Annotated in this window: 15 protein-coding genes; 3 read left to right on the top strand and 12 right to left on the bottom strand. The window is 61.2% G+C overall.

Translation table 11 applies throughout. From position 1 onward, the window contains the following. The first annotated feature begins 87 nt into the window (after positions 1-87). Positions 88-264 carry a hypothetical protein gene (locus Q0908_RS13210; RefSeq protein WP_299285106.1) on the top strand — a complete coding sequence of 59 codons (177 nt, stop codon included), beginning with the start codon at positions 88-90 and terminating at the stop codon, positions 262-264. 108 nt (positions 265-372) lie between these two features. Continuing rightward, the gene (locus Q0908_RS13205; RefSeq protein ID WP_299285103.1) at positions 373-2,529 is read left to right on the top strand and encodes a flagellar biosynthesis protein FlhA; all 2,157 of its coding nucleotides are present in this window, start codon (positions 373-375) and stop codon (positions 2,527-2,529) included. 181 nt (positions 2,530-2,710) lie between these two features. On the opposite strand, the gene Q0908_RS13200 is transcribed toward Q0908_RS13205, so the two are convergent. The 12 genes from Q0908_RS13200 to Q0908_RS13145 form a co-directional block, all read right to left on the bottom strand. Next, a complete protein-coding gene (locus Q0908_RS13200; protein WP_299285100.1) occupies positions 2,711-3,745 on the bottom strand; it encodes an EscU/YscU/HrcU family type III secretion system export apparatus switch protein in 1,035 nt (344 codons plus the stop codon). Continuing rightward, entirely contained in the window at positions 3,742-4,572 is an 831-nt protein-coding gene (locus Q0908_RS13195) for a flagellar biosynthetic protein FliR (RefSeq protein WP_299285097.1), read from the bottom strand. Before Q0908_RS13195 ends, Q0908_RS13200 begins: the two co-directional genes overlap by 4 nt. Before the next feature lie 9 nt (positions 4,573-4,581). After that, positions 4,582-4,851, bottom strand: coding sequence for a flagellar biosynthetic protein FliQ (locus Q0908_RS13190; RefSeq protein WP_299285094.1), 270 nt, complete (start codon positions 4,849-4,851; stop codon positions 4,582-4,584). Between the two features lie 4 nt (positions 4,852-4,855). Beyond that, entirely contained in the window at positions 4,856-5,500 is a 645-nt protein-coding gene (sctR, locus tag Q0908_RS13185) for a type III secretion system export apparatus subunit SctR (RefSeq protein ID WP_299285091.1), read from the bottom strand. Positions 5,501-5,525: 25 nt separating this feature from the next. After that, the gene (sctQ, locus tag Q0908_RS13180; protein ID WP_299285089.1) at positions 5,526-6,623 is read right to left on the bottom strand and encodes a type III secretion system cytoplasmic ring protein SctQ; all 1,098 of its coding nucleotides are present in this window, start codon (positions 6,621-6,623) and stop codon (positions 5,526-5,528) included. Positions 6,624-6,626: 3 nt separating this feature from the next. After that, positions 6,627-7,127: a hypothetical protein gene (locus tag Q0908_RS13175; RefSeq protein WP_299285086.1), complete on the bottom strand. Its 501-nt coding sequence runs from the start codon at positions 7,125-7,127 to the stop codon at positions 6,627-6,629. Further along, positions 7,124-8,440, bottom strand: a complete 1,317-nt coding sequence (locus Q0908_RS13170) for a FliI/YscN family ATPase (RefSeq protein ID WP_299285083.1) — start codon at positions 8,438-8,440, stop codon at positions 7,124-7,126. The genes Q0908_RS13175 and Q0908_RS13170 overlap by 4 nt, the downstream gene beginning before the upstream one ends. After that, on the bottom strand, positions 8,437-9,087 hold the full coding sequence (locus tag Q0908_RS13165) for a FliH/SctL family protein (protein ID WP_299285080.1): 651 nt from the start codon (positions 9,085-9,087) through the stop codon (positions 8,437-8,439). Before Q0908_RS13165 ends, Q0908_RS13170 begins: the two co-directional genes overlap by 4 nt. After that, positions 9,084-9,650 carry a hypothetical protein gene (locus Q0908_RS13160; protein WP_299285077.1) on the bottom strand — a complete coding sequence of 189 codons (567 nt, stop codon included), beginning with the start codon at positions 9,648-9,650 and terminating at the stop codon, positions 9,084-9,086. The genes Q0908_RS13165 and Q0908_RS13160 overlap by 4 nt, the downstream gene beginning before the upstream one ends. Further along, positions 9,647-10,435, bottom strand: coding sequence for a type III secretion system inner membrane ring lipoprotein SctJ (gene sctJ / locus Q0908_RS13155; protein ID WP_299285074.1), 789 nt, complete (start codon positions 10,433-10,435; stop codon positions 9,647-9,649). Before sctJ ends, Q0908_RS13160 begins: the two co-directional genes overlap by 4 nt. 160 nt (positions 10,436-10,595) lie before the next feature. Then, a complete protein-coding gene (locus Q0908_RS13150; protein WP_299285071.1) occupies positions 10,596-11,285 on the bottom strand; it encodes a hypothetical protein in 690 nt (229 codons plus the stop codon). A 176-nt stretch (positions 11,286-11,461) separates the two neighbouring features. Then, entirely contained in the window at positions 11,462-12,112 is a 651-nt protein-coding gene (locus Q0908_RS13145) for a response regulator transcription factor (protein WP_299285068.1), read from the bottom strand. Positions 12,113-12,779: 667 nt separating this feature from the next. Between Q0908_RS13145 and Q0908_RS13140 the strand changes: the two genes are divergently transcribed. Then, complete coding sequence (locus tag Q0908_RS13140; protein ID WP_299285065.1) at positions 12,780-20,138, top strand: hypothetical protein; 7,359 nt, start codon at positions 12,780-12,782, stop codon at positions 20,136-20,138. Positions 20,139-20,148: the final 10 nt, after the last annotated feature.

The raw sequence follows: 20,148 nt of genomic DNA, 5'->3' as shown, positions 1-20,148 counted from the left end.
TTTGGGGCCCATGCGCAACGATGCGCCACATCAACGCCGCCTTGCGGCATCACTGCCCAACAGGGCGACACTTCAAGGAGAAACCAAATGAACGGGCCTGATTACACCCCACCCCCAGAACCTGACCAAGGCGACGGCATCGCACAGCTCGAAGCCCGGGCGGAGGCGCTGTACCTCAGAATCATGGATATGAACATGACCTTCCAGGAAAACACGGCTGACGAAAAAGTCGCCAAGGACCAGTCCGGTAAAGTCCAGAACTAACCGGCGAGACCCTATCCGGGCGGCCTTGGGGCGGCCCGGAATGTGGCAGGGCCGTCATGGTCCTGCCCTCTCTTTTGCGCAGGCGCGCCTATCCTCAAGGAGATCGATATGCGCAAGGATCTGATCCTCGTTGCCGTCGTCATCGCGACACTGACCCTGATGGTCGTGCCGCTTAGTCAGGGGGTGATCGACGTCTTGCTTGCGATCAATATATCCCTCTCTGTCCTGCTGTTGATGGTCGCCCTTTATCTGCGCAACCCATCTGATTTTTCGACATTCCCGTCCGTCATTCTGCTTGGCACCGCCTTTCGGCTGGCCCTGTCTGTCGGCACCACCCGCCTGATCCTCAGCGAAGCGGATGCGGGCCAGATCATCGAGACCTTTGGCGAGTTTGTCGTGTCGGGGTCCATTGCGATCGGCCTTGTCATCTTTTTGATCATCACTGTCGTTCAATTCCTCGTCGTGACCAAAGGGGCCGAACGCGTGGCCGAGGTTGGGGCCCGATTTGCGCTCGACGCGATGCCCGGCAAGCAAATGAGCATTGACGCCGAATTGCGCGCCGGAAACATCGACGCGACCGAAGCCAGCAGCCGTCGCGCCCGTCTGGACCGCGACAGCCAGTTTTTCGGGGCCATGGACGGGGCGATGAAATTCGTCAAAGGCGACGCGATAGCGGGGCTGATCATCATCTGTATCAACCTGCTTGGCGGGATCGCCGTAGGGATGAGCATGCATGGCTTTGGCTTTGGCGAAGCTGTCGGCGTCTTTTCCCTTCTGACGGTCGGAGATGGTCTCGTGGCACAGATCCCGGCCCTGCTTATGTCGCTGTGTGCGGGGGTGATCGTGACCCGTGTGGCGAATATGGACAACGATGACCTTGGCACTGACATCTTCAAGGAACTGGTGTCAGACCCACGCGTGCCCGGCATCGCCGCCTTTGTCGTGCTGGCCATCGGGTTCATTCCCGGCTTTCCTACGCTGGTCTTTGCAGGCATTGGGGTCGCGCTCTTTGTCTCGATGCTGTTTTTGCGCGCCACCATCATCCGTGAAGCCCGCGCCGAAGGGATGGGCCACGATGCAGACGAAGACGATGCAGACGCCGACGTCGAACTGGCCCCTGCCAGCACCCGGATCCGTGTCATCATCGGCACCGAAGCGGCAGCGCCCATGGATTTGACCGATCTCGAACAGCGCATATCGCTCAAGATGGACAGGTTGCATAATGCACGTGGCGTACGCTTTCCGCGTCTGGCGGTCGACGTGAATGACCGGCATGGCCCCAAGATGGTTGCGATTGAAATTGACGAGGTCCCGGTTTTCAAAAGCGTTCTGCCTACGGACGCAGTTGCCGTCCGCGGTGACATCGGACTGTCCAAGATCATGGCCGCCCAGACCGGCACCGCGCCTGATCCGATGGATTGGATCGATCTGAAAGGCGTCTGGGTCCCATCCGCCAACATGCATGTGATCGATGGGTTGGGCTATGACGCGGTTCCGGTCGAGGGGGCTGTGGCCCACCTGGCCTACCGCATTTACGAGCGTAATCTGGGCACGCTGTTTTCCAACGAGATCTTCATGGAATTGCTTGCCGCGATGCACGGCGCTGAACCAACGGCCATGAGCGAGATCGACGAAAAGATCGAGCGGCCTGCCCTGCACCGTTTGCTGCGCTATCTGGTCGAAGACGGTGTGCCCGTGCGCCCGCTGCCTTTGCTCATCGGAGCCCTTCACTACTGGCTTTACAGCCTTGACGCCCCGAAGGTCGTGAACCTGGCCGAGCACCTGCGCGGGTCCATGAAACGCCAGCTCTGCCACCGGATTGCGGGCCGCGAGGGGATTCTGGGTATCATGCTTCTTGATCCCAACCTCGAGGCGACCATCCGACGGTCACTGCAGGATGCCCGTCGCCCGGCAGGTGTTCCAGAAGACGGGCTGACTCTGCCGCCCCAGGTCAACGAGGCCATCCTCAAGCAGATGCGCGACGTGATCAGCGAACAGGACAGCGGCACCCGCCTGCCCGCCCTTGTCTGCGCCGCTGACCTGCGCCGCCGCTTCCGCAACTATCTCGCGATGCACGACATTCACGTGCCCGTATTGGCCACCCACGAGCTGGCCTCAGAAATTTCGACCTACCCCGTTGGCTTGCTCAAAGCGCCCCAACAAGAGATTGGAGGCCGCGCGCAGCTTGATCCCGCGACCGAGATGCGGCGCACCACGCCCATGCGTCGTCGGCTCGACAAGCGCGACACTTCGGTGCCTGCCTGAGCCTGCTGCCACCACTTTCACGTTCACTGCGATCCGTCCGGAATTTTATGCGCGGAGACCCCACGGGACTTTGCGCCGCAGCGACACCGGCCTTCTCGTCCCGTCTTGACTGGAAAGACACCGCGCGCTTGACGTGCCGGTCGGTGAGGCGGTCAGATCATCACTGCACGCATCGCGATGCTCAGGTCATGGCCTCACGCAGCGTCGTGGCGAATGTCTCGTAAAGATCACTGGGCATCGCGCCGCCGGGCTCGATCCCCCAGCACCCGCTGACCATGCGATCACTTTCCACCACCGGCAGCCCGACGCCGTTCAGCTTGTCCTTGAACTGCCCGACCGCCTGCCCTTGCAGCTTGGCCGAAATGCGCGGTGTCTGAGCCTGTTGAGGGTGATAGCGGATCGCGACAGCTCTGTCGCCGGCGAAAAAACAGATGTTGGCCTTGTCAACGCCGGCGGCCTTGGCGTCTGTGGTCTCTCCGCGCATCCGGCGGCGGCGTTCTGCGCGGATGCCCGGATCACCGAAGGCTTCCTTACGTTCCTGTTTCACCTCGCTTTCGGTCATCATCTGCTCAAACAGGAACAGCGACTTTTGCAAAATCATATCCGCCCCCGCGGACAGAACCAGAATCACGACAAAGCCGATACCCAAGAGCCACAGTGCAGGGCGGGACATGTTCAGCTGGCAAGAAAAGCCGCATTGCACCGCCCCCGCAAAGGGCGGCAGCCAGATCAGCGCGACAATTCCCACAAAGATCAGCCAGATGAAAATCCGCGTGAACGAGGCCGCTGTTTCGATCCATCCGCGCCGTCCATAGATTCGGGTCAGACCTGCTTTCGGTGATATCCGCTCAAGCTGGGGCGCAAGCGGCTTGGCAGAGATCGGCAAGCCGCCGTTGAACAGGATCGCAACCAGTATCGCAATCAATACCGCAGCACCGGCCACGGGGGCCACGATCTTGAACAAGCGCCACGCGATGTCGGCCGAGGCGGCCCGCACCGCATCTTCAAAGGGCTGCGCCATGGCCGTCGCCGTGACCTCGAACATCCCGGACAAGGAACCGATTGCCCCCCCGAAAATCGCGATCATGACCACGACGCCAATCGCGGCGGCCATGAACCCGGCCGTCTCGGTCGAGTTGGCCACCGTGCCCTCTTGGCGCAATTTGCGCAATTTACGCGGGCTGGCGTCCTTGGTTTTGGCTTCGGTATCGCTCATGGGGTGGCTTCGGGTGACAAGATGCGGCCCAGCAGATCATCGGCAAGAAAGGCCTGATCCGTCAGCGTATCAGACGCCCCAAGCACGAACCACGCAACCAGCGGCAGGGCCAGAACGGTCGCGAGGTTCTTGACCAAAAACGACAGATCGTAAAAGCCCGTGCGTCTGCCAAGGCGCGCCGCGGCCCCGATCCCCAATTCGATGACCAGCAGCAACGCAAGCAACGGCAATGCCAGCCGGACCGAGGTTGCAATCGTCTTGCCCACCAGCATCAGCGCAAGCACGGCGCCGCCATCTGCCAGTGGCGGGAAGGCGGCAGCAATCGGCCAGACCGTGTAGCTTTGATAAAGTAGCCCCACCAGCGCCCACAGCCCGCCCAGTGAAAAGAAAGCGGCAAAGCCGATGATCACATAGAGCACCGAAAAGGTTTGTAGTGTGCCGCCGCCAGACGGGTCCGTCTGGCCTCCATCGCTCTCCCCGCGAAAACTGTCGGTAATTGCACCTGCATATTGCAGAGCCAGAAAAGGCAGCGAGGCCAACAGGCCCAAGCCGAACCCGATGACAAACTCACGCGGGGCAACAAGGGCCGACGTCAGCGGCGGAGCCGACAGGATCAGCGGTTCGATCTGAGGCAGGTTCAGCATCAGCGTCGGCAATCCGATGGCAAGTGCAATGCCGGTACGCAACAAGACCGCCGTCCCAATCGCCCAGGCAAACGCCTGAAAGCCGAACAGCAATCCAAGCGGCCGGGCCGCGCCAAAAACGATCAGGCCATAGACGCCCTCGCCGCCACTTTCAGTCAGGATCTGGAAAAGCTGCGCCTCCACACCGCGGCCCTACCTGACCATTTCGGGGAAGTCGTCAAACACCATTTGGGCAGAGGTCATCAAAGGCGAGGTCAGGACCGCCCCAAATGCAAATAGCGTGATCGCAATGGCCGCGATCTTGATGGTCTGGGACAGGGTTTGATCTTGGATCTGGGTGATCGCCTGAAGGAAGGACACGATCAACCCGATCACCGTGGCCACTGCCAGAGGGGCCCCCGCCAACAACGCCACATCCGCCATGAACCCCACCAAAACCGATCCGTATGATGTCGTCTCCATCGCTCTATGCGCCCCCGTATCCAACCAGCAGGCCCTCGGCCAATCGGGCCCAGCCGTCCACAAAGACAAACAGCAGCAGCTTGAACGGCACTGCGATGATGTTGGGCTGCACCATCTGCATGCCGAGCGCCATCAGGATGCCCGTAATGGCCAGATCAATCGCGATAAACGGCAGGTACAGCAGAAACCCGATCCGGAATGCCTCGGTCAGCTCCGAAATCATGAAGGCGGGCACCTGGATCACGAAATCCTCGACCGTCGCCGACAACCCGGATCCGACCCAAAGCTCTTCGGCTGAGGCGATGAAGAACTGCGCGTGTTCAGGATCGATATTGCGCCCCATGAAGGTCTGGAACGGGGCGATGGCGACATTCCAGAGATCAAAGAGGTTCTGGGCCGTGTTCAGCTCAACCCCGCTGTCCAGCACCGCACTCAGCGACGCGCTGAAGACGGGAGCGGACACGAACAGCGCCAGAAACAGGGCCAATGCCAACACAATAATGTTGGACGGCACCTGTTGCAGCCCAAGCCCCTGACGGATCACCATCAACACCACCGAAATCTTTACAAAGGCCGTGAGTGTCAGCACTGCCAGCAGGAAAAATCCTGCGACAAAGCCAAGGACCAGTGGTGTTGAAAGGTCTTCCATGAAACGGCCCCAGGGTGCGCTGCGCTTAGTCGAGCGCCAGCAGGCGAACGCCGATCCGCTCACCGAGCCGCACCAATTCCCCCGAGGCAAAGGGAGCCCCGTTGGCCAGCAATGTGACTGGATCCCCCAACGTGCATTCAAATGGCAGCACCGTTCCGACCGTCAGCTTGCGCAAATCCCCAAGCGGCAACTCACTGCGGCTGAGTTCGACCGAGACGGTCACGTTCAGGTTCTCAAGCGCGGCTTGCGCCCCCGGCTCGCTTCGGCGGGTGACGGAGCGGCCCGTTGCGGGGCGTGGCAAGGTTTCAGTCTGTGTCATGTCATCGTTCCTTGTCAAAATATCGGAATCTGTCAGCGCAGCGAGGGTCACTGTCTGCGTTTCGGGATTGCGTGTGACGGCTCCGAGCGCATGCGCGCCGCACATCAACGTGCCTTGGGTCATCACGGGCCAGCCTGCGTCGGGTAACAACACGTCGCCCATGCCGAATTCAGCCAGAGTGCCTGCGGCCATGCTCACATCCGGGCTGTGCAATGCGATTGGCATCACCATCCTGTCCGGCACCTTCACCGGCGTGAGCGGAGAGGCTGGCGGGAACAGGGCCAAAAGTTGATCCGCCGCGCCTTGATCGGTAGACAGCACCATACGATGGCTGTGCCCACCCAACGCGACCATCAGGCACAGATAGGTTGAGGCCGGGACGTCTGTAGGATCAGGTCCGATCCGGCAGTGGCCACCCAGCGCCTTTTCCAGTGGCTTCAGGACGGGTTCAAGCAAGTGTTCGGCAACCATCGACATAACACTTGCAGGCAGTATCTCGCAGTCCTGATCAATCCCGTGTGCATCCACAAGTGCCTGAACCACCTGCCAAGGGGCCTGCAGATCAGCTCGGGTCGTGCCGAACCGGACGGTGGTTTCGACCGCTTCCGCATCGGGCTCGGGAGGGGACGTCCATTCTTCAAGCGTGACTGATGCGACGATATCCGCCCCCAGATCAATGGTGCGCCGCCGCGCGACGAATGGGGGGCCTGCAACTGCTGGAGGAAGTTGTGCGTGAAACGCGGTCCAATCCAACTCCTCAAACCGCTGGCTCTCAGCGTCTGGTATCTTGGTGTGCAAACCCATGTCTTATGTCCCCTTGGGCCGCAGCGCGGCGCATGACGCGCGGGCTTCGGCAATGGCGTCGTCTTCGCGCACGGCGGCACGACGGGTTTCGGCCTTGATCAGCGCATCGCGCCGGGTGCCCAGCGCCTGCGCCCGGGCGCGGGTGTCGAGGTAATGCGCGCTTGCCGCTTCGGCCTCGGCCTCAGCTTGAGTGCGCCGCGAGGTGGCGCGCCGGTGCTGCAATTCGGCGCTGGCCGCATCGCGGCGACGCTGCACCGCCCCAAAGGCCAACGCGGCATAGACCGACGCGCCATCCTGTGTCGGGGCCATGTTTCGGATGTGGCGAGCCATATATGTTTCGGCCAAAGAGGTGGCGGTTTCGAAGGTCGCCCTGGCCGTCCTCTCCGCAACCTCACGCGCCCGCGCTTCGCCCTGAGCCTGTGCCATCCGACCCCGCGCACCGTCCTGTTCCGCATCGCGCAGACGGCACAGCAAACGCAGCGTTTCGGCGGGGCTGCGGCTCATTTCACGGCCTCGGCCAGTTTGGTGCGCAGGCCCGACCATGCTTCGACCGTTCCGCCGGTTTGTTGCAGGAACCTGTCCAACGCGGGCTTGGCGGCGATGGCAGCATCCGCCTCGATGTCGGCCCCTTCAGTGTATTGCCCGACTTGCAGCAAGAGTTCGATGTCGCGAAATTTGGACAGGTGACGGCGGGCCAAACCTGCGGCGGCGACATGATCAGGCGTGGTCACCGCGCCCATCAACCGGCTGAGGCTGTCCAGCGGGTCGATCGCGGGCCAGTGTCCGGCTTCGGCCAGCTTGCGCGACAACGTGAGGTGCCCGTCCGTCAGGCTGCGCACCTCATCAGCAATCGGGTCGCCTTCGCCCTCATCCTCGACCAATACGGTGTAAAGCGCGGTGATATCACCGCTGTTAGTGCGCCCTGCCCGCTCAATAATGGCGGGCAATGCCGGGTAGACGGACGCGGGATAGCCGCGTCGCGTCGGGGCCTCGCCCGCCGCCAGGCCCACTTCACGTAATGCGCGCGCTGTCCGCGTCAGGCTGTCGATCATCAGCAAGACAGACTTTCCCTGATCCCGGAAGTATTCGGCGATGGCGGTGGCACTTTGCGCGCACAGCACCCGCTCGACCGCGGGACGGTCCGAAGTGGCGGCCACACAGACAACGCGTTCACGCGCTGCTGCGGACAGGTCCCGTTCGGTGAATTCGCGCACCTCACGGCCCCGTTCGCCAACCAGCCCGATGACGATCACGTCGGCTCTGGCCCCTCGTGCAATGCTGGCCAGCAAGGACGACTTGCCTGTGCCGGGGGGGCCGAAAATCGCAACGCGCTGGCCGCGTGCGAGGGTGGCCATCCCATCGATTGAGCGTACACCGGTCGGCAGAGGCGTGTCCACCAGCGGGCGCGAGACGGGATCGGGGGCGGCGCACCGCACGGGGAAAGACACTGTTGGACCTTTGATCGGGCCCTTCCCATCGACGGGTGTGCCAAAAGCGTCGACAATACGACCCAACAATCCCGTACCTGCCGTTAGTGTCAGTTGACCTGATGCGGGGCGGATCACAGCCCCCTCGCTCAGCCCTTCGGTCAGGCCAAAAGGACTCAGGATCGCGACCGATCCGTCAATGCCCACAACCTCGGCCCGCAGCGGAGCATCCGCGCCCCGGTCAATCCAGCACAGCCCGCCAATCTTTGCGCCTGACAACCGGGCCCGAATGATCGGCCCGCGCAATTCGGACACGCTGCCCGTCAGGGGACGCAGCGGGGCGGCCTGGACGGCGGCGCGTAGCGTATCAAGGCGCTCCGTGGAGATCACAGGTGCGCCTCAAGCGCGGCACACAACGCCTCGACCTGAGTGACAAGGCTTGCATCGACGCTGCCCCCCGCCCCTTCGAGGGACACCGCACCCGGTTGCAATCTTGCATCGCCGCGGATGTCGGCAACCCCGGAAAACCGCACCGGATATGACGTGCGGGTGGCTTGCAAATGCCCCAGATCAGCAGGGTGAACCAACACAGTGACCTGGCGCGCATCCTTGAGCGACGACACCCCTTCGGCCACCAGCCGGGACAGGACGTCCTCATCATCCAACTGCCCGATCAGGCGCGTTATGGCCACCTCGAGAAACTCGGTGAGCCACGGGATCATGCTGTCAAACTCTTCGCGGATTTCGCCCGCATCCCGGATCAGGCGGGCGGCGGCTGTTGCCGCAGCCTCGACCCGTTTGGTGTCGAGATAGCGATCAACGGCGGCGTTCGCGATCCCTTGAAGGGCCGTGTCGCGTTCGCGCGATTTGGCCTCCGAAAGCTCCTGAACCCTGCGGGCTTCTTGGCGGGCGGTTTCGATCAGCGCCTTGGCTTCGGAGATGGTTGCGCCGACCTCCTGATCAATCTCAACCGATTTCTGCATCTGGGCCGTTGCCTCAGCTGCCGTCAGTCGGGTGGCGGCAAAGGGACGGGTCATTGCAGGTCCTCAGAGGGGGTCTCAAGTGCTGCACACATCGCACTGTAACGCGGCCCGTCCGCAAGCGAGTCCGTCAACGTGTTGGCTTCATCGACAGCCAGACGCACACGCAGCCGGGCCGCCAACACGTCCGGCTGGTAGCGCAGCCACACGGCCAGACACGCTCGCCCGGCGCGGTGCAGGTCGGCAGCGGAACGAGGCGTTTCCACTTGAGATGCGGCGCTGTGATCACGCCCGGCCATCACAAGACGCAGACGGGCGCGGGTGGGTGTCACATCCGGCAAACCCGCCAAAGGTTGCAACGATGTCGCAAGCGCAGGGGCCGACCAGTACAACCCTGCGCGCAGCAGCGTCTCATCGTCCAGTTGCGCCATCAGCAATGCGACCTCTGGATCGGACTGTTCAAGAGCGGCCACGTCCGTCTCACAGTCCGTCAGCTCATCCAGCAGATCAAATTCGATCCGGGTGGCAAAGCGGGCGTTCCCGATCAGCGCCCCGCGCAATGTCTCATCCATGAGGGCGGGGGCCCACATGTCGGTCCAGTCTTGATGCAGCGCGCTCATGATCTGCGGCCCCGGCTGACGGCCATCAGCAGCAAAAGAAATGCGCCAATGCCCGCGCCGCCCAGCAAGGCTGCAAACCGTTCTGCGCCGATATGGCTGCGCAATTGGTCGAGCGGGGGAAAGACGGACATCACGCTCGCAGGATTGGCCGCTTCGGTCGTCAGGGCGGCGGCCTGAGCCGGCGTGGCCACGGGGCCGCCAGCCTCAAACAGCGCCACGGCCACGTCGTCATAGTCGAGATTCGGCAGGGCATGCGCAACCAGCATCTTGATGGACGACATGTTCGAGCGCACGTCCTCACCGTTTTCATGATGGATCGCGACCGACGCCGTGGCACGCGGGGCCTCGCGGTCAAACCGGCCACGCGGCGGGGCGGTGACCAACACCTTGGCGGACCGGATACCGTCGATGGCCGTGATGGTCGATGACAGTTCCTGGTTCATGGCATGAATGTAGCGGGCGTGTTGCTCAAACGGGGTGCCAAACACCCCTTCGGCGTTGAAGACCTCGCCCAACGATTGAAAAGTCTCTCGCGGATAACCGGCATTGCGCAGCAAGGTGATCGCCGCGGGGACGTCTGCGGACTCGACGCGGAGCGCATAGGCACCGTCCTTGTCGCGTTGCCGTGACGGGACGATGCCCGAGGCCGACAGAACGGCCACCATCTCGTTGACCTCGCGCTCGGCCAGATTACTGTAAACGTCTTCTTTGCAGGCCCCCAAAATCAGGCACAAACCCACGACGGCACCTGTGCGCGCTGTCTGTGAAATGAGATTGCCAAGCATCACGCGTCTCCCCCTCAAGCCGATGAAATACAGGCACCCGACCGTGTCTGCGTGTTCAAAGCGAGGGTGGTTTTTCGGGCGTGAATTGGCGATACGGCACTGCTACGCAGGCGGCACAGAACTGCTTAGAGCTTTACGTAGGTGGTGCGGGGAGTGTCCGCTAAACCATTGATGCGTCAGTGATTTCTCCATCGAAATACACTGAGATAACAGGCCGAAACGTGCCTTGGCCAGCGCCGTCGTCCGCACCAGCCTCGGGGGGGAGGTCGCCGGTCCGAATCAAGGTGGCCAAACTGTCGCCGACCTGGTCGTTGATCATCGACAGGCCCGCCGATTGGGCCAAATCCACAAGCAGGTCTATGGCCGCCTGTTGCGCGCTCAGGATCATGTCCCGAAACCCCAGATCGCTCGACAAAAGCACAACCGGCACGCCGTCCGGGGGGTAGACGATGGCGGCGTCTGCGCCGTCTGGCAGCACAGCCTCACCCGGTGACGCATCAAGCGGATCACCGACACGGGCGGAGACGAAATCGGCCTCAAGACCGCTATCAGCCACTGCGTTTAGCGCGGCATCCAACCGGCCCTGCACATCAGGATCGCGGGAGCCTCGAAACGTGCCGTCCATCACGTGTGCGACGGCCTCGACGTTCTCGGGGAACTGCAAAAACTGCGCGACGTTGTCCAGCGCCAGTTCTTTGACGGCGCGTAGATCTTCGTCCAGACCTGTTGCTTCCAAAGGATGGTCCATGGTCAACCAGTCACCCAATTGGCTCAGAGTTTCCAATCCCTGCTCGGGCGTCACTGAATTCGTGGAACGTCCCGTCGCAGAGGGGTCTTCAATTCCATTCATCAAAATCGTCCCAGCCCAAAAAATCCAACCATAGTCTATGGTCCATTGACCGGTAAGACTGAGGTTAGGATCAACTAGCGCTTGCGTAAAGTCGATACGTTGGGGGCGCGTGAACATCTGCGTAGGGGAAATGGGGCACGGGACCTACCCGCACCATAGGCGTTTGCGAAGGCCGCTCAGCCTGTTTGCAAGGTGCGGTACAGCTCTTGCAGATCGTGGCAATCCGTCTTGCGGTAGATTGCGTTGCGGTGGGTTTCGACGGTGCGCACGCTGATATTGAACCGCTCGGCCACCTCTTTGGTGCGCTGACCCGAGGCACAGGCCTCGAGCACTTCGAGTTCGCGCGGTGACAACCCGTAGGAATTCCCTGTGCGGCTGACATTGCGGCGCAGGCTGACAAATTCAGCGATGTAATCGCTTGGCATCGAGGTGTACCCAGACACCGCGGCCCGGATCGCATTGACGAAATCCGCGCCCTTGGCCTGCTTGGGCATAAAGCCGATAGCCCCCAATCCAAGCACCGTGAACGCATCCGCCACCTTCGCGTCCGAGGACAGCACGACGATGCCCATATCGGGTAGGGTGTAGCGCAGTTTGGTCAGTGTCTCGATGCCGGTCGGCCGGGTCAGACACAGGTCCATCAGCAGCAGATCGGGGGTGGTCTGGCGGCATGCCTTGATTGTGGAATACCCATCGGCGGCCTGCCCAACAACCTCAATCGGGCAGCTGTTTTCCAAGCGCGCCGCGATGCCTTCACGTACGATCTCGTGGCTGTCCGCGATGACCAGTCGTGCCTTTGCTCCGCCCTGCATATCGTCACATCCCATCTTGAAACTCTGAGCCAGAGTTGGGCCGCAAATCGATTTTCAATCAACATCGAAATTTTTGTGGAGGACGGGAATTCGCCTATGACATCGGCAATTCGGCACACCTGCGATAGCAATAAACTGTTAATAGACAGGGTCGTAAGAACGTTTCGGCAACTCTTCGCCAAGTCACTGAATCGACGGGTTTCCGTGATTGCGTACCGGCTTGTGTAGATACGGCTGCGTCTGGAGGACTACCCAATACCACGTAGAAAAATTGACGTTCCGAAACGAATCGGGCGAATCACTGCCAATGCAATGTGGGCAATTTTCCCGCCCCCCTTCGCAACCCACCCATGCAGGGCCTTGCGCGGCCCGGATGGCACCTCCAACTCGGGTCCGGCGTTTGGTGATGACAGAAAGGCCCACATGGTTTCTGACCTCATCTCGGACTGAAACCACTGAATGCATGTCCCCCGTCCAAACTCCTCAAACGGGTGCATCGCCGATACCAGTGTCCACGCGTGCCACATCGCCGACCAGCGATCAGGTACATGTCGACGACCCGAAGTATACGCGGTGCGTACCACATTGCGTAGACCAGCGCGCTTGGCACCGGCCCGCACCCGATTGGGCCAGCAACCATCATATTCCAAAGTGGCGGCACACCAACACCAAGGACGCCGCAATGACCGATATCAGCACAAACCTTCCCGCCAACGCCAACGGGCAACTGCCGACGGATCCGGGTTTGCTTGATCCGGCGGACGGATCCACGTTGATCGCGCAGACCGCGCCGGGCAGCACCCCGGGTCAGGAACTTGACGCGGATGGCGACGGGATCGTCAGCTATGAGGAATTGGGGCCAGAGGCGCGGGCAGCTATCGATCGCATTCGGGCAGGGGTGAACCCTTCGGACCTCAACAGCTCGACTGAGGTCATCGCCGACAATGATATTATCGAACTGGTTGAAATTGACGGCGTGTTGTCCACCCAAGTTGATCCTGGGGGCAACCTTTGGGCCTTTATCTACCCCTCCGTCACACTGGAGCAGGCTGAGGCAAACCCCGAAGTGTTGCTGGAAACGCCACCCGTCGTGTTCCTGAGTGTGAATGCCCCGATCCCGCAACTGGGCGGATCGAAGCCTGTCTTTTCAATCAACCTGAATGCCGGGGAAGGGGCCGATATCGTGTCCTCTTTCGAAGGTGGGCTGGGCAACGCGGCTGGCGCATTTGGTGGCAATGCGTTTTACAACGCACGTGTTGGCGGGTTGGGCGATGGCAGCGCGACCGTGCGCGGCACAGGCGGTGTCTTCTGGGGTGCGAACGGTCAGCCCGGATTGAAACTGGCCTCTTCCTACGGCACGGCGAACGGGATCTGGCACACGCTTCAGGCCATCAATGACGGGGCGCTGGATGCCTTGCCGGAGGCGCTGCGCGACAGCATCACCGAGCAATTCGGCGATGTGGAAATGGGCCAGGAAGCGTTCATTGCCGCCTATGGCAGTACAGCCTTCGCGACGGCGGGCAAACAGGGGATCGGGTTCGCCTACACGGGAACGGTAGCTGGCAATCAACTACGGCTGAACAGCGGGGAACTGGCTACCACGCTTGCCCTAGGCATCCCGAACGGCAACACCACCGTCCGCTTTGACGTGGATGTGTCGCAATACGAGGCCGCGGCGCTTGATAACCCATTTGTCGTGGACCGGGACAACCCCAACGACGTTGCCTATCTGGATGGATGGCTCGAAGAGCGCCTGGTTCTCGCTGACCCACTGGGCGAAACGGCACTGCCGGGCGCGCGCTCGTTCGCATCGTTCCTTTATGACCACTACACCGGGCGGGGACTTGATCAGGATGAGGCGCTGGCGCGGATCGAAATCGACCTGACGGGTGGGCCGGGCTCTTATGAGGCACGGATCTTTCAACTGATCGCCGACAGCCCCCCAGACACGCTGACACGGCAGGCCTTTGCGGATGTAGGCTATGGGCAAATAGCGTCCTTTCCCGCGACGGCCACCGCAGAGCGGCTGATTGCAGACGGTGCCACCGCCCAAGAGGCGTGGACCGAAGTCGCGCGCATCTATGCTGACGGGTTCACCGACGCATCTGAGTTCGGGATATACGGTGGCGGGTTTTCCGGGGGACTCGCGGCACTTCAGGGCAATCTCGAGGCGATTGGCGTCGATCCAACCGGCGTCTTTGAGCAGGGCGATGTGAGTGACGCAGACCTCGTCGGCCCCCCGCCCCTGTCGGACACGGTGACGGGGGATCTGATCGCTCAGGAAGTGACAGGCAATCAGGCTGACGATGTGATCCAGGCGACCCTTGGAAAAACAATCTCGATCGAACGCGATGACCGGATAGGGGCCATCGTCGAGCAACAGGACATCACCTTGGCGGACGGCACCGAGGCCATATACCTGCGCACCGACAGCGGAAACGTGTTTGTGGTCCTGGACCGCAGCACATTCCTTGAGCGCAATGTGGCCAATCTGGACGTTTCAGCCGCAGTCTTTGCGCTGCGCGGCTCAAGCGTCGCTGAAATCGAAGCGATGGTGCTCGAACAGAACCCGGGCGATTTTACCGACCGGCTTGTCTCACCCGTCGATCCCGGGATTTCGTCTCAAACAATTCAAGTGCCGCGCTTTACGGACCTTGATGTGGCCGTCTCTGGACAACGTGATCCCACCCAATTCGGTGGCGAAGGGTTGACCCCGACGTTCCGCGAAGTGGTCTTGGCCGATGGCTCCACCGGCACGCTGATCACCTATCGCAACGACGAAGGCAGCATCGTCGAGGGGTATTTGCAGGTCTTTGTGGATGGGCAGGAATGGTATTTTGATCGGACCAGCGCCGCCCCAACCCCCGACCGCTCACTTCTGATTGCGGATGGCACGGGCGCACCGATCATGGTCCAGATTGATGACATTGACGCCCCCGGTGGCGAGGGCGCGGTTGGCGATCTGTTTGCCGATGGCACGGTCCGCCGCCAGGAATTGCCCAACGGCGGTACCGCGATCTACGGCACATCCGAGGATGGGGCCCGCAGCGTGATCTATATTGCACCCGGCGGCGCGATCCGTCTGCTCGACGTCACCAATGTGGCCGAGGACACCGTAATTGACCTGCTGTTGCGCGAAGGATCAAGCGCACTGGGGCAGGACGTTCTGGTGCCGCGCGACGCGGATGCCGTTGAGTTCGAAAGCTTTGGCGATACGACTTTCTTGATCCCTGAAACCAACACGTTGGTTGTCGCCGCCGCTGACGGTGTGCAACTGATCGACAGTCCCGCCGGGGTGACCGGGCAACTGCCTGATCCGTCCAGCCTGACCGGACCTGCATTGCGGTTTCAGCAGGACATGCAGGCCCTGCTTTACGACGCGGAGGGCAATGAGCTGGGCATTTTCACACCCGAAGAAGCATCGGGCATCGCATATTCCAACTATCAACTCTTGGCGCTGGATGGCGATGGGGCGGGATTGTCCAACAATGCCTATCGTGATGCCCGGTTCGAGGCACGCAGCGACACTGCACCCGTCTTGGATCGAGACGCCTACAATGCTGTTTTCGACCCCGAATTTGACCGGCTGGCCAACCTGATCATCCCCTCGCAAATCGGTGATGCAGGTGCGCGCGCCGAGCTTGAAGCGGCAGGAATCTCTTTCCTGCCGGACGGACGGATTGACGAGAGCACCGGCAGCGCAGTGGCACTTGTCTCGCGCGCGTCTGGCGATCTGGCATCTGACCCTGCCATCAATGCGGCTGTGGCGGCTCTTGGGGACAGTCCAACACCCACGGCTGTCGCCCTGGCGATCCAAAGCGTGACAACAGGTGTCGACAATTCCGAATTCTTGAACGATGTCGGCGCGTTGCGCGGACAGGTTGCCGAACAGATCTCCAACCTTGAAACGCTTGGCGGAAATGATGCGGCCCTCGCGTTCTTGCGGACCTTCGACCTGAGCCTTGGTGTGATCGAAGCAACGGGCGGAGATTTCAACGGCACCGCAATCGGGGAATTCCTGAGTTCCGGGTCGGGCAGTATCGGCTATTTCCTGTCCCAGATCGGGGCGGGGGACGCTGCCGCATGGTCCGCCTTTACCGCTGACCTCGGAGGGTTTGTCACGACCCTGACGGATGGGCAGCGCAACACACTTCGCGAAGAGGCCTATGGCCTCAGCCTCGCCGGCAGTTTTCTTGTGCTGACCGGGACATCGGGTGACACCCCAAATGATGCGGCAATCATCAGCGGCGAGTTGCTGACAATCGCTGGTGACGGGCTGTTGGCCGCAGCGGGTGAAATCCCCGCAGGGTTCGAAAGCGTGCCCTCACCTGAATTCGCAATTGGTTCCGGATTTGGCCGGCTCCTGGGCCGCTACGCAGATCGCACCGATACGCCCATTGATGACATCGGGGCCGTTCTGCTTGAGGACGGGCTTCCCGCCTGGGATGCGCTTCGGACGGGCAGTGTCGTGAACGACGCAGGCGAAGAGGTGTTCAACGGCAACCTTGTGGGAGCCGCCATTCTCAGCAGTGCGGGCGGTGCCATTCTGAACGACCTGATCGGCGGAGATGCCGGCCGTATCCTTCAAGCCGTTGGGGATGGCGCATCAACCGGGATCCTGTTGGCGGCAGGCGCGATTAATCCTGCGCAGGCCATCATCTCGGGGGTCGACGTGTTCTTTGACGCCATCGGGATCGAGGTGCCGCCCGAAGTGCAATTGGGTGCGCTGGTCGCGTTGGCGGCCGTCAACGCCTCGAACCCGGTTGGCTGGATCGCATTGGCCGTGCAGGTGGTTTTCCAGTTCGCCAGCATGCGCGATTTCACAGTCGTCACGGATATCGCGCCGGGCATTGACGCCGACGGAGACGGGGCATTTGACGACATCGGGCAGGTGTCGACGGATTACAGCACCAACTTCTGGGGCAGCACCAGTGCCACGGGGGGCCGTCTGCAATACGAAGTGGTCAGCCCAAACGATCTGCGGTTGCAATCGGCGACCTTCGATCTGGCCGATAACCCGATTGCGCGCCTGAATGTCCGTGACGACGATGATGACGGCATCCAAGCCGAGATCACCGTCAATGGCGAAACCTATGAAGGGGCGATCGTGTCAAGCCGGGGGCGGCAGGTCAGCTTTGATGGCTACGTGGGCAGCGGACGGGACAAGGACAAGGTGACCTCTGCGACCTTCGTATCGGCGGATGGCACTATTGAAGTCCCCGTGCGGGTCTATGAACACGGGCATGACGATGACGACAATGCCTATGGTGCCCTCTTTGAACTGACCGACGCCGCCTTTGAGACGTTCCCGCCAAACTATCGCGTGACGATCAGCGGGGTGTACGATCCGATTAACCCAGGTGTCGGCACCGAAGAGTTCAATCAGACTATTTCGGTCTCGGCTGAGGAATACGCACAGCTTCAGCTTGAGTTGGGCAGTACCGATCCGGTGACACTGGATGGGACAAACCCCCTGCTTGGCGGCCCGAACAACCCGGACGCACCGGTAAACACGATCCAGACCGTAATGGACCGGGTCGAGGTGACGTTCGAAGGGGCCAAGCGAGACGCCAATCTTTACCAATATCTCGACATGAATGGTGACGGGAATCCGGATCTTGTCCGTTACGGTATTTCTGCGGGAGGAGACGGGCTGAACAGTGGGGATGAACGCTATGAAGTCACCCTGTTGGGGCCAAACCTGACGAACCTAGGACTGCCCACCATCCTGCACCCCGACATCAATGAAGCGGCCAATATTGCGTCCCTGACCCCGTATCTGATGCAATGGGCGGCGTCGCGTCCCGAGGTCTATCAATACGGCTATGATCCCGTTTCGATCATGAACGTGGCCGACGAACATGGGGATCTTGATGCGCTGCTCGAACTGCGCGACCTCGACATGGCGCTGGCGCGCGACTACGCCCTGATGGCCGGTACCCTCACAAACGGAGAGACGATCACGGAAGAGGTGTGGGCGAATGTTCAATCCTCGATCGAGACGAACCCGGAAACCACGCAGCGGCGCAGCAACCTGGCCGACGGATTGAACCTGTTTGATGCCAGCGCCTATCTGGAGGCCAATCCGGGGCTGGGAGATCAATTCGGCAATAACGGGATGCAACTGGCCTTCCATTACATGTCGGCAGGCAACGATGAGGGCCGCGCGATCAACACGGATGGTGCAGTGCTGGAGGTCGGGCGGAAACCCGTCTGGACGCGCAACCGGTCCGTCGGGTCCGAGCTACGTGCCGGAGAGCAACTGCTGAAGAACGAGATGCTGGTGTCCGAAAACGGACAATACGCTGCGCGCTATACCGAGAATGGGGATTTCTATATCGCGGACGTCTCGGGCGCAGAACCCGACATTGTGTGGCAGGCCGACACCTACATAATTGCCGACAATGACGGGGCGGTCGTGATGCAGGAGGATGGCAATCTGGTTGTCTACGATCACCGCACGCTCCCCTCCTTTTCAACCCGCACCGATAGTGAAACCGGCCCGGCGCACGGCTCTTTCGTGCTGCGTATGGAAAATGACGGGCGGCTTGTGATCCACGACCAGCTTGAAGGCGACGTATTGTGGTCCGGTGGTGTGGGTGATGGCGAGTCGCGCGGAGACGGCGTGCGCAATAGGCGGGCCGCCCCCGGCAACACAACACCAAATGCCGATGCAACAGACAGCGCGAATGCCGCGCGCGAGGACATTATGTTCGATGATCTTGGCGCGCTTACCTACCTTGCAAGCGACCTTGATCTGGTTGCCGCCTACGCAGAACAGGGCGGTGACCCCGTCTTGTTCGCCCGCCAGCATTTCGAGGAAACCGGTCAGTTCGCGCCCGTCAGCATCGACTTCGATCCCGACCTCTACATCTCGGCACCGGGCAACGATGACCTTTATATCGCATTTGCCGATGATCCCGAGGGGGCCACAAATCACTTTATCACCGCCGGGTTCACCGAGAAAGAGGCGGGGTTGCGCCCTCAACTCAGGCTTAATGGCAATGACACGCCCAATCAGGCATCCGTGGTCTACAGCGACATCATGGATACGCGCAGTGGCGCACTGAGATATCTGGCAAGCTCGCCGCCGCTCGCCAATGCCTATCTGGCAGAAGGGGGCGATCCGGTCGCTTGGGCCCGGTCCCACTTCGAGACCGTAGGCTGGCAGTCCGAAATCACACTCGACTTCAATCCGGAAAACTACATCTCGGCCCCCGGAAACGACGATCTTGCCGCGGTGTTCTGGGACGACCCGGTCGGGGCCATCGAACACTTCATCATGTTCGGCGTCACCGAGAATGTCACAAGCGGGCGGCAATTGGCGCTGAACGAAGGTGAGACGCAAAACCAGGCCGCCGTCTTGATGGCCGAAGTGTTCGGGTCTGAAGAAGGGGCATTGACCTATATCGCCTCCAGCCCCGATCTGACCCTTGATGCGCACAATTCCGGGGCAACGGATTTGGTGTCCTACGCGCGCAATCACCTGACCGAGAGTGGCTGGAAAGAGAACCGCCAGATGGGCTTTGATCCGCAAAGCTACATCATGGCACCGGGCAACGATGATCTGGCTGCGGCGTTCTGGGACGACCCGGTCGGAGCCACCGAACATTTCATCATGTTCGGCGTCGGTGAGAACAAGACCAGCGGGCGACAATTGGCGCTCAACGAGGGCGAGACCCAAAATCAAGCTTCGGTGTTGATGGCCGAGGTTTTTGGATCCGAGGAGGGGGCGTTGACCTACATCGCCTCCAGCCCTGACCTGGCTTTGGATGCGCGTGAGACGGGGTCGACGGATCTGGTCGCCTATGCCCGCAATCACCTCACCGAAGTTGGCTGGTCAGAAAACCGTCAGATGGATTTTGACGGGGTCGCCTATCTTGCCGATCACCCTGATCTGGTCGATGCCTTTGGAAGCAACGTGGTTGATGCGCTGACCCACTACATCGAAGTCGGACAGGACGAAATCGGCCGCATCGTGGGGGATCAGGTGGTGACAGAGGACGGACTGGTTGATCGCGATTTGCTCGAAGACGCCTGAATGGACACCC

Source organism: uncultured Tateyamaria sp. (assembly GCF_947494755.1).
Lineage (GTDB): Bacteria > Pseudomonadota > Alphaproteobacteria > Rhodobacterales > Rhodobacteraceae > Tateyamaria.
This window is presented reverse-complemented; position numbering and strand designations above follow the sequence as displayed.

What these genes read in the sequence shown, in the direction of transcription:
- Q0908_RS13210 (WP_299285106.1), top strand. Translation starts at nt 88, where the DNA reads ATGAACGGGCCTGATTACACCCCACCCCCAGAACCTGACCAAGGCGAC.
- Q0908_RS13205 (WP_299285103.1), top strand. Translation starts at nt 373, where the DNA reads ATGCGCAAGGATCTGATCCTCGTTGCCGTCGTCATCGCGACACTGACC.
- Q0908_RS13200 (WP_299285100.1), bottom strand. Translation starts at nt 3,745, where the DNA reads ATGAGCGATACCGAAGCCAAAACCAAGGACGCCAGCCCGCGTAAATTG.
- Q0908_RS13190 (WP_299285094.1), bottom strand. Translation starts at nt 4,851, where the DNA reads ATGGAGACGACATCATACGGATCGGTTTTGGTGGGGTTCATGGCGGAT.
- sctR (WP_299285091.1), bottom strand. Translation starts at nt 5,500, where the DNA reads ATGGAAGACCTTTCAACACCACTGGTCCTTGGCTTTGTCGCAGGATTT.
- sctQ (WP_299285089.1), bottom strand. Translation starts at nt 6,623, where the DNA reads ATGGGTTTGCACACCAAGATACCAGACGCTGAGAGCCAGCGGTTTGAG.
- Q0908_RS13175 (WP_299285086.1), bottom strand. Translation starts at nt 7,127, where the DNA reads ATGAGCCGCAGCCCCGCCGAAACGCTGCGTTTGCTGTGCCGTCTGCGC.
- Q0908_RS13165 (WP_299285080.1), bottom strand. Translation starts at nt 9,087, where the DNA reads ATGACCCGTCCCTTTGCCGCCACCCGACTGACGGCAGCTGAGGCAACG.
- Q0908_RS13160 (WP_299285077.1), bottom strand. Translation starts at nt 9,650, where the DNA reads ATGAGCGCGCTGCATCAAGACTGGACCGACATGTGGGCCCCCGCCCTC.
- sctJ (WP_299285074.1), bottom strand. Translation starts at nt 10,435, where the DNA reads ATGCTTGGCAATCTCATTTCACAGACAGCGCGCACAGGTGCCGTCGTG.
- Q0908_RS13150 (WP_299285071.1), bottom strand. Translation starts at nt 11,285, where the DNA reads ATGAATGGAATTGAAGACCCCTCTGCGACGGGACGTTCCACGAATTCA.
- Q0908_RS13145 (WP_299285068.1), bottom strand. Translation starts at nt 12,112, where the DNA reads ATGGGATGTGACGATATGCAGGGCGGAGCAAAGGCACGACTGGTCATC.
- Q0908_RS13140 (WP_299285065.1), top strand. Translation starts at nt 12,780, where the DNA reads ATGACCGATATCAGCACAAACCTTCCCGCCAACGCCAACGGGCAACTG.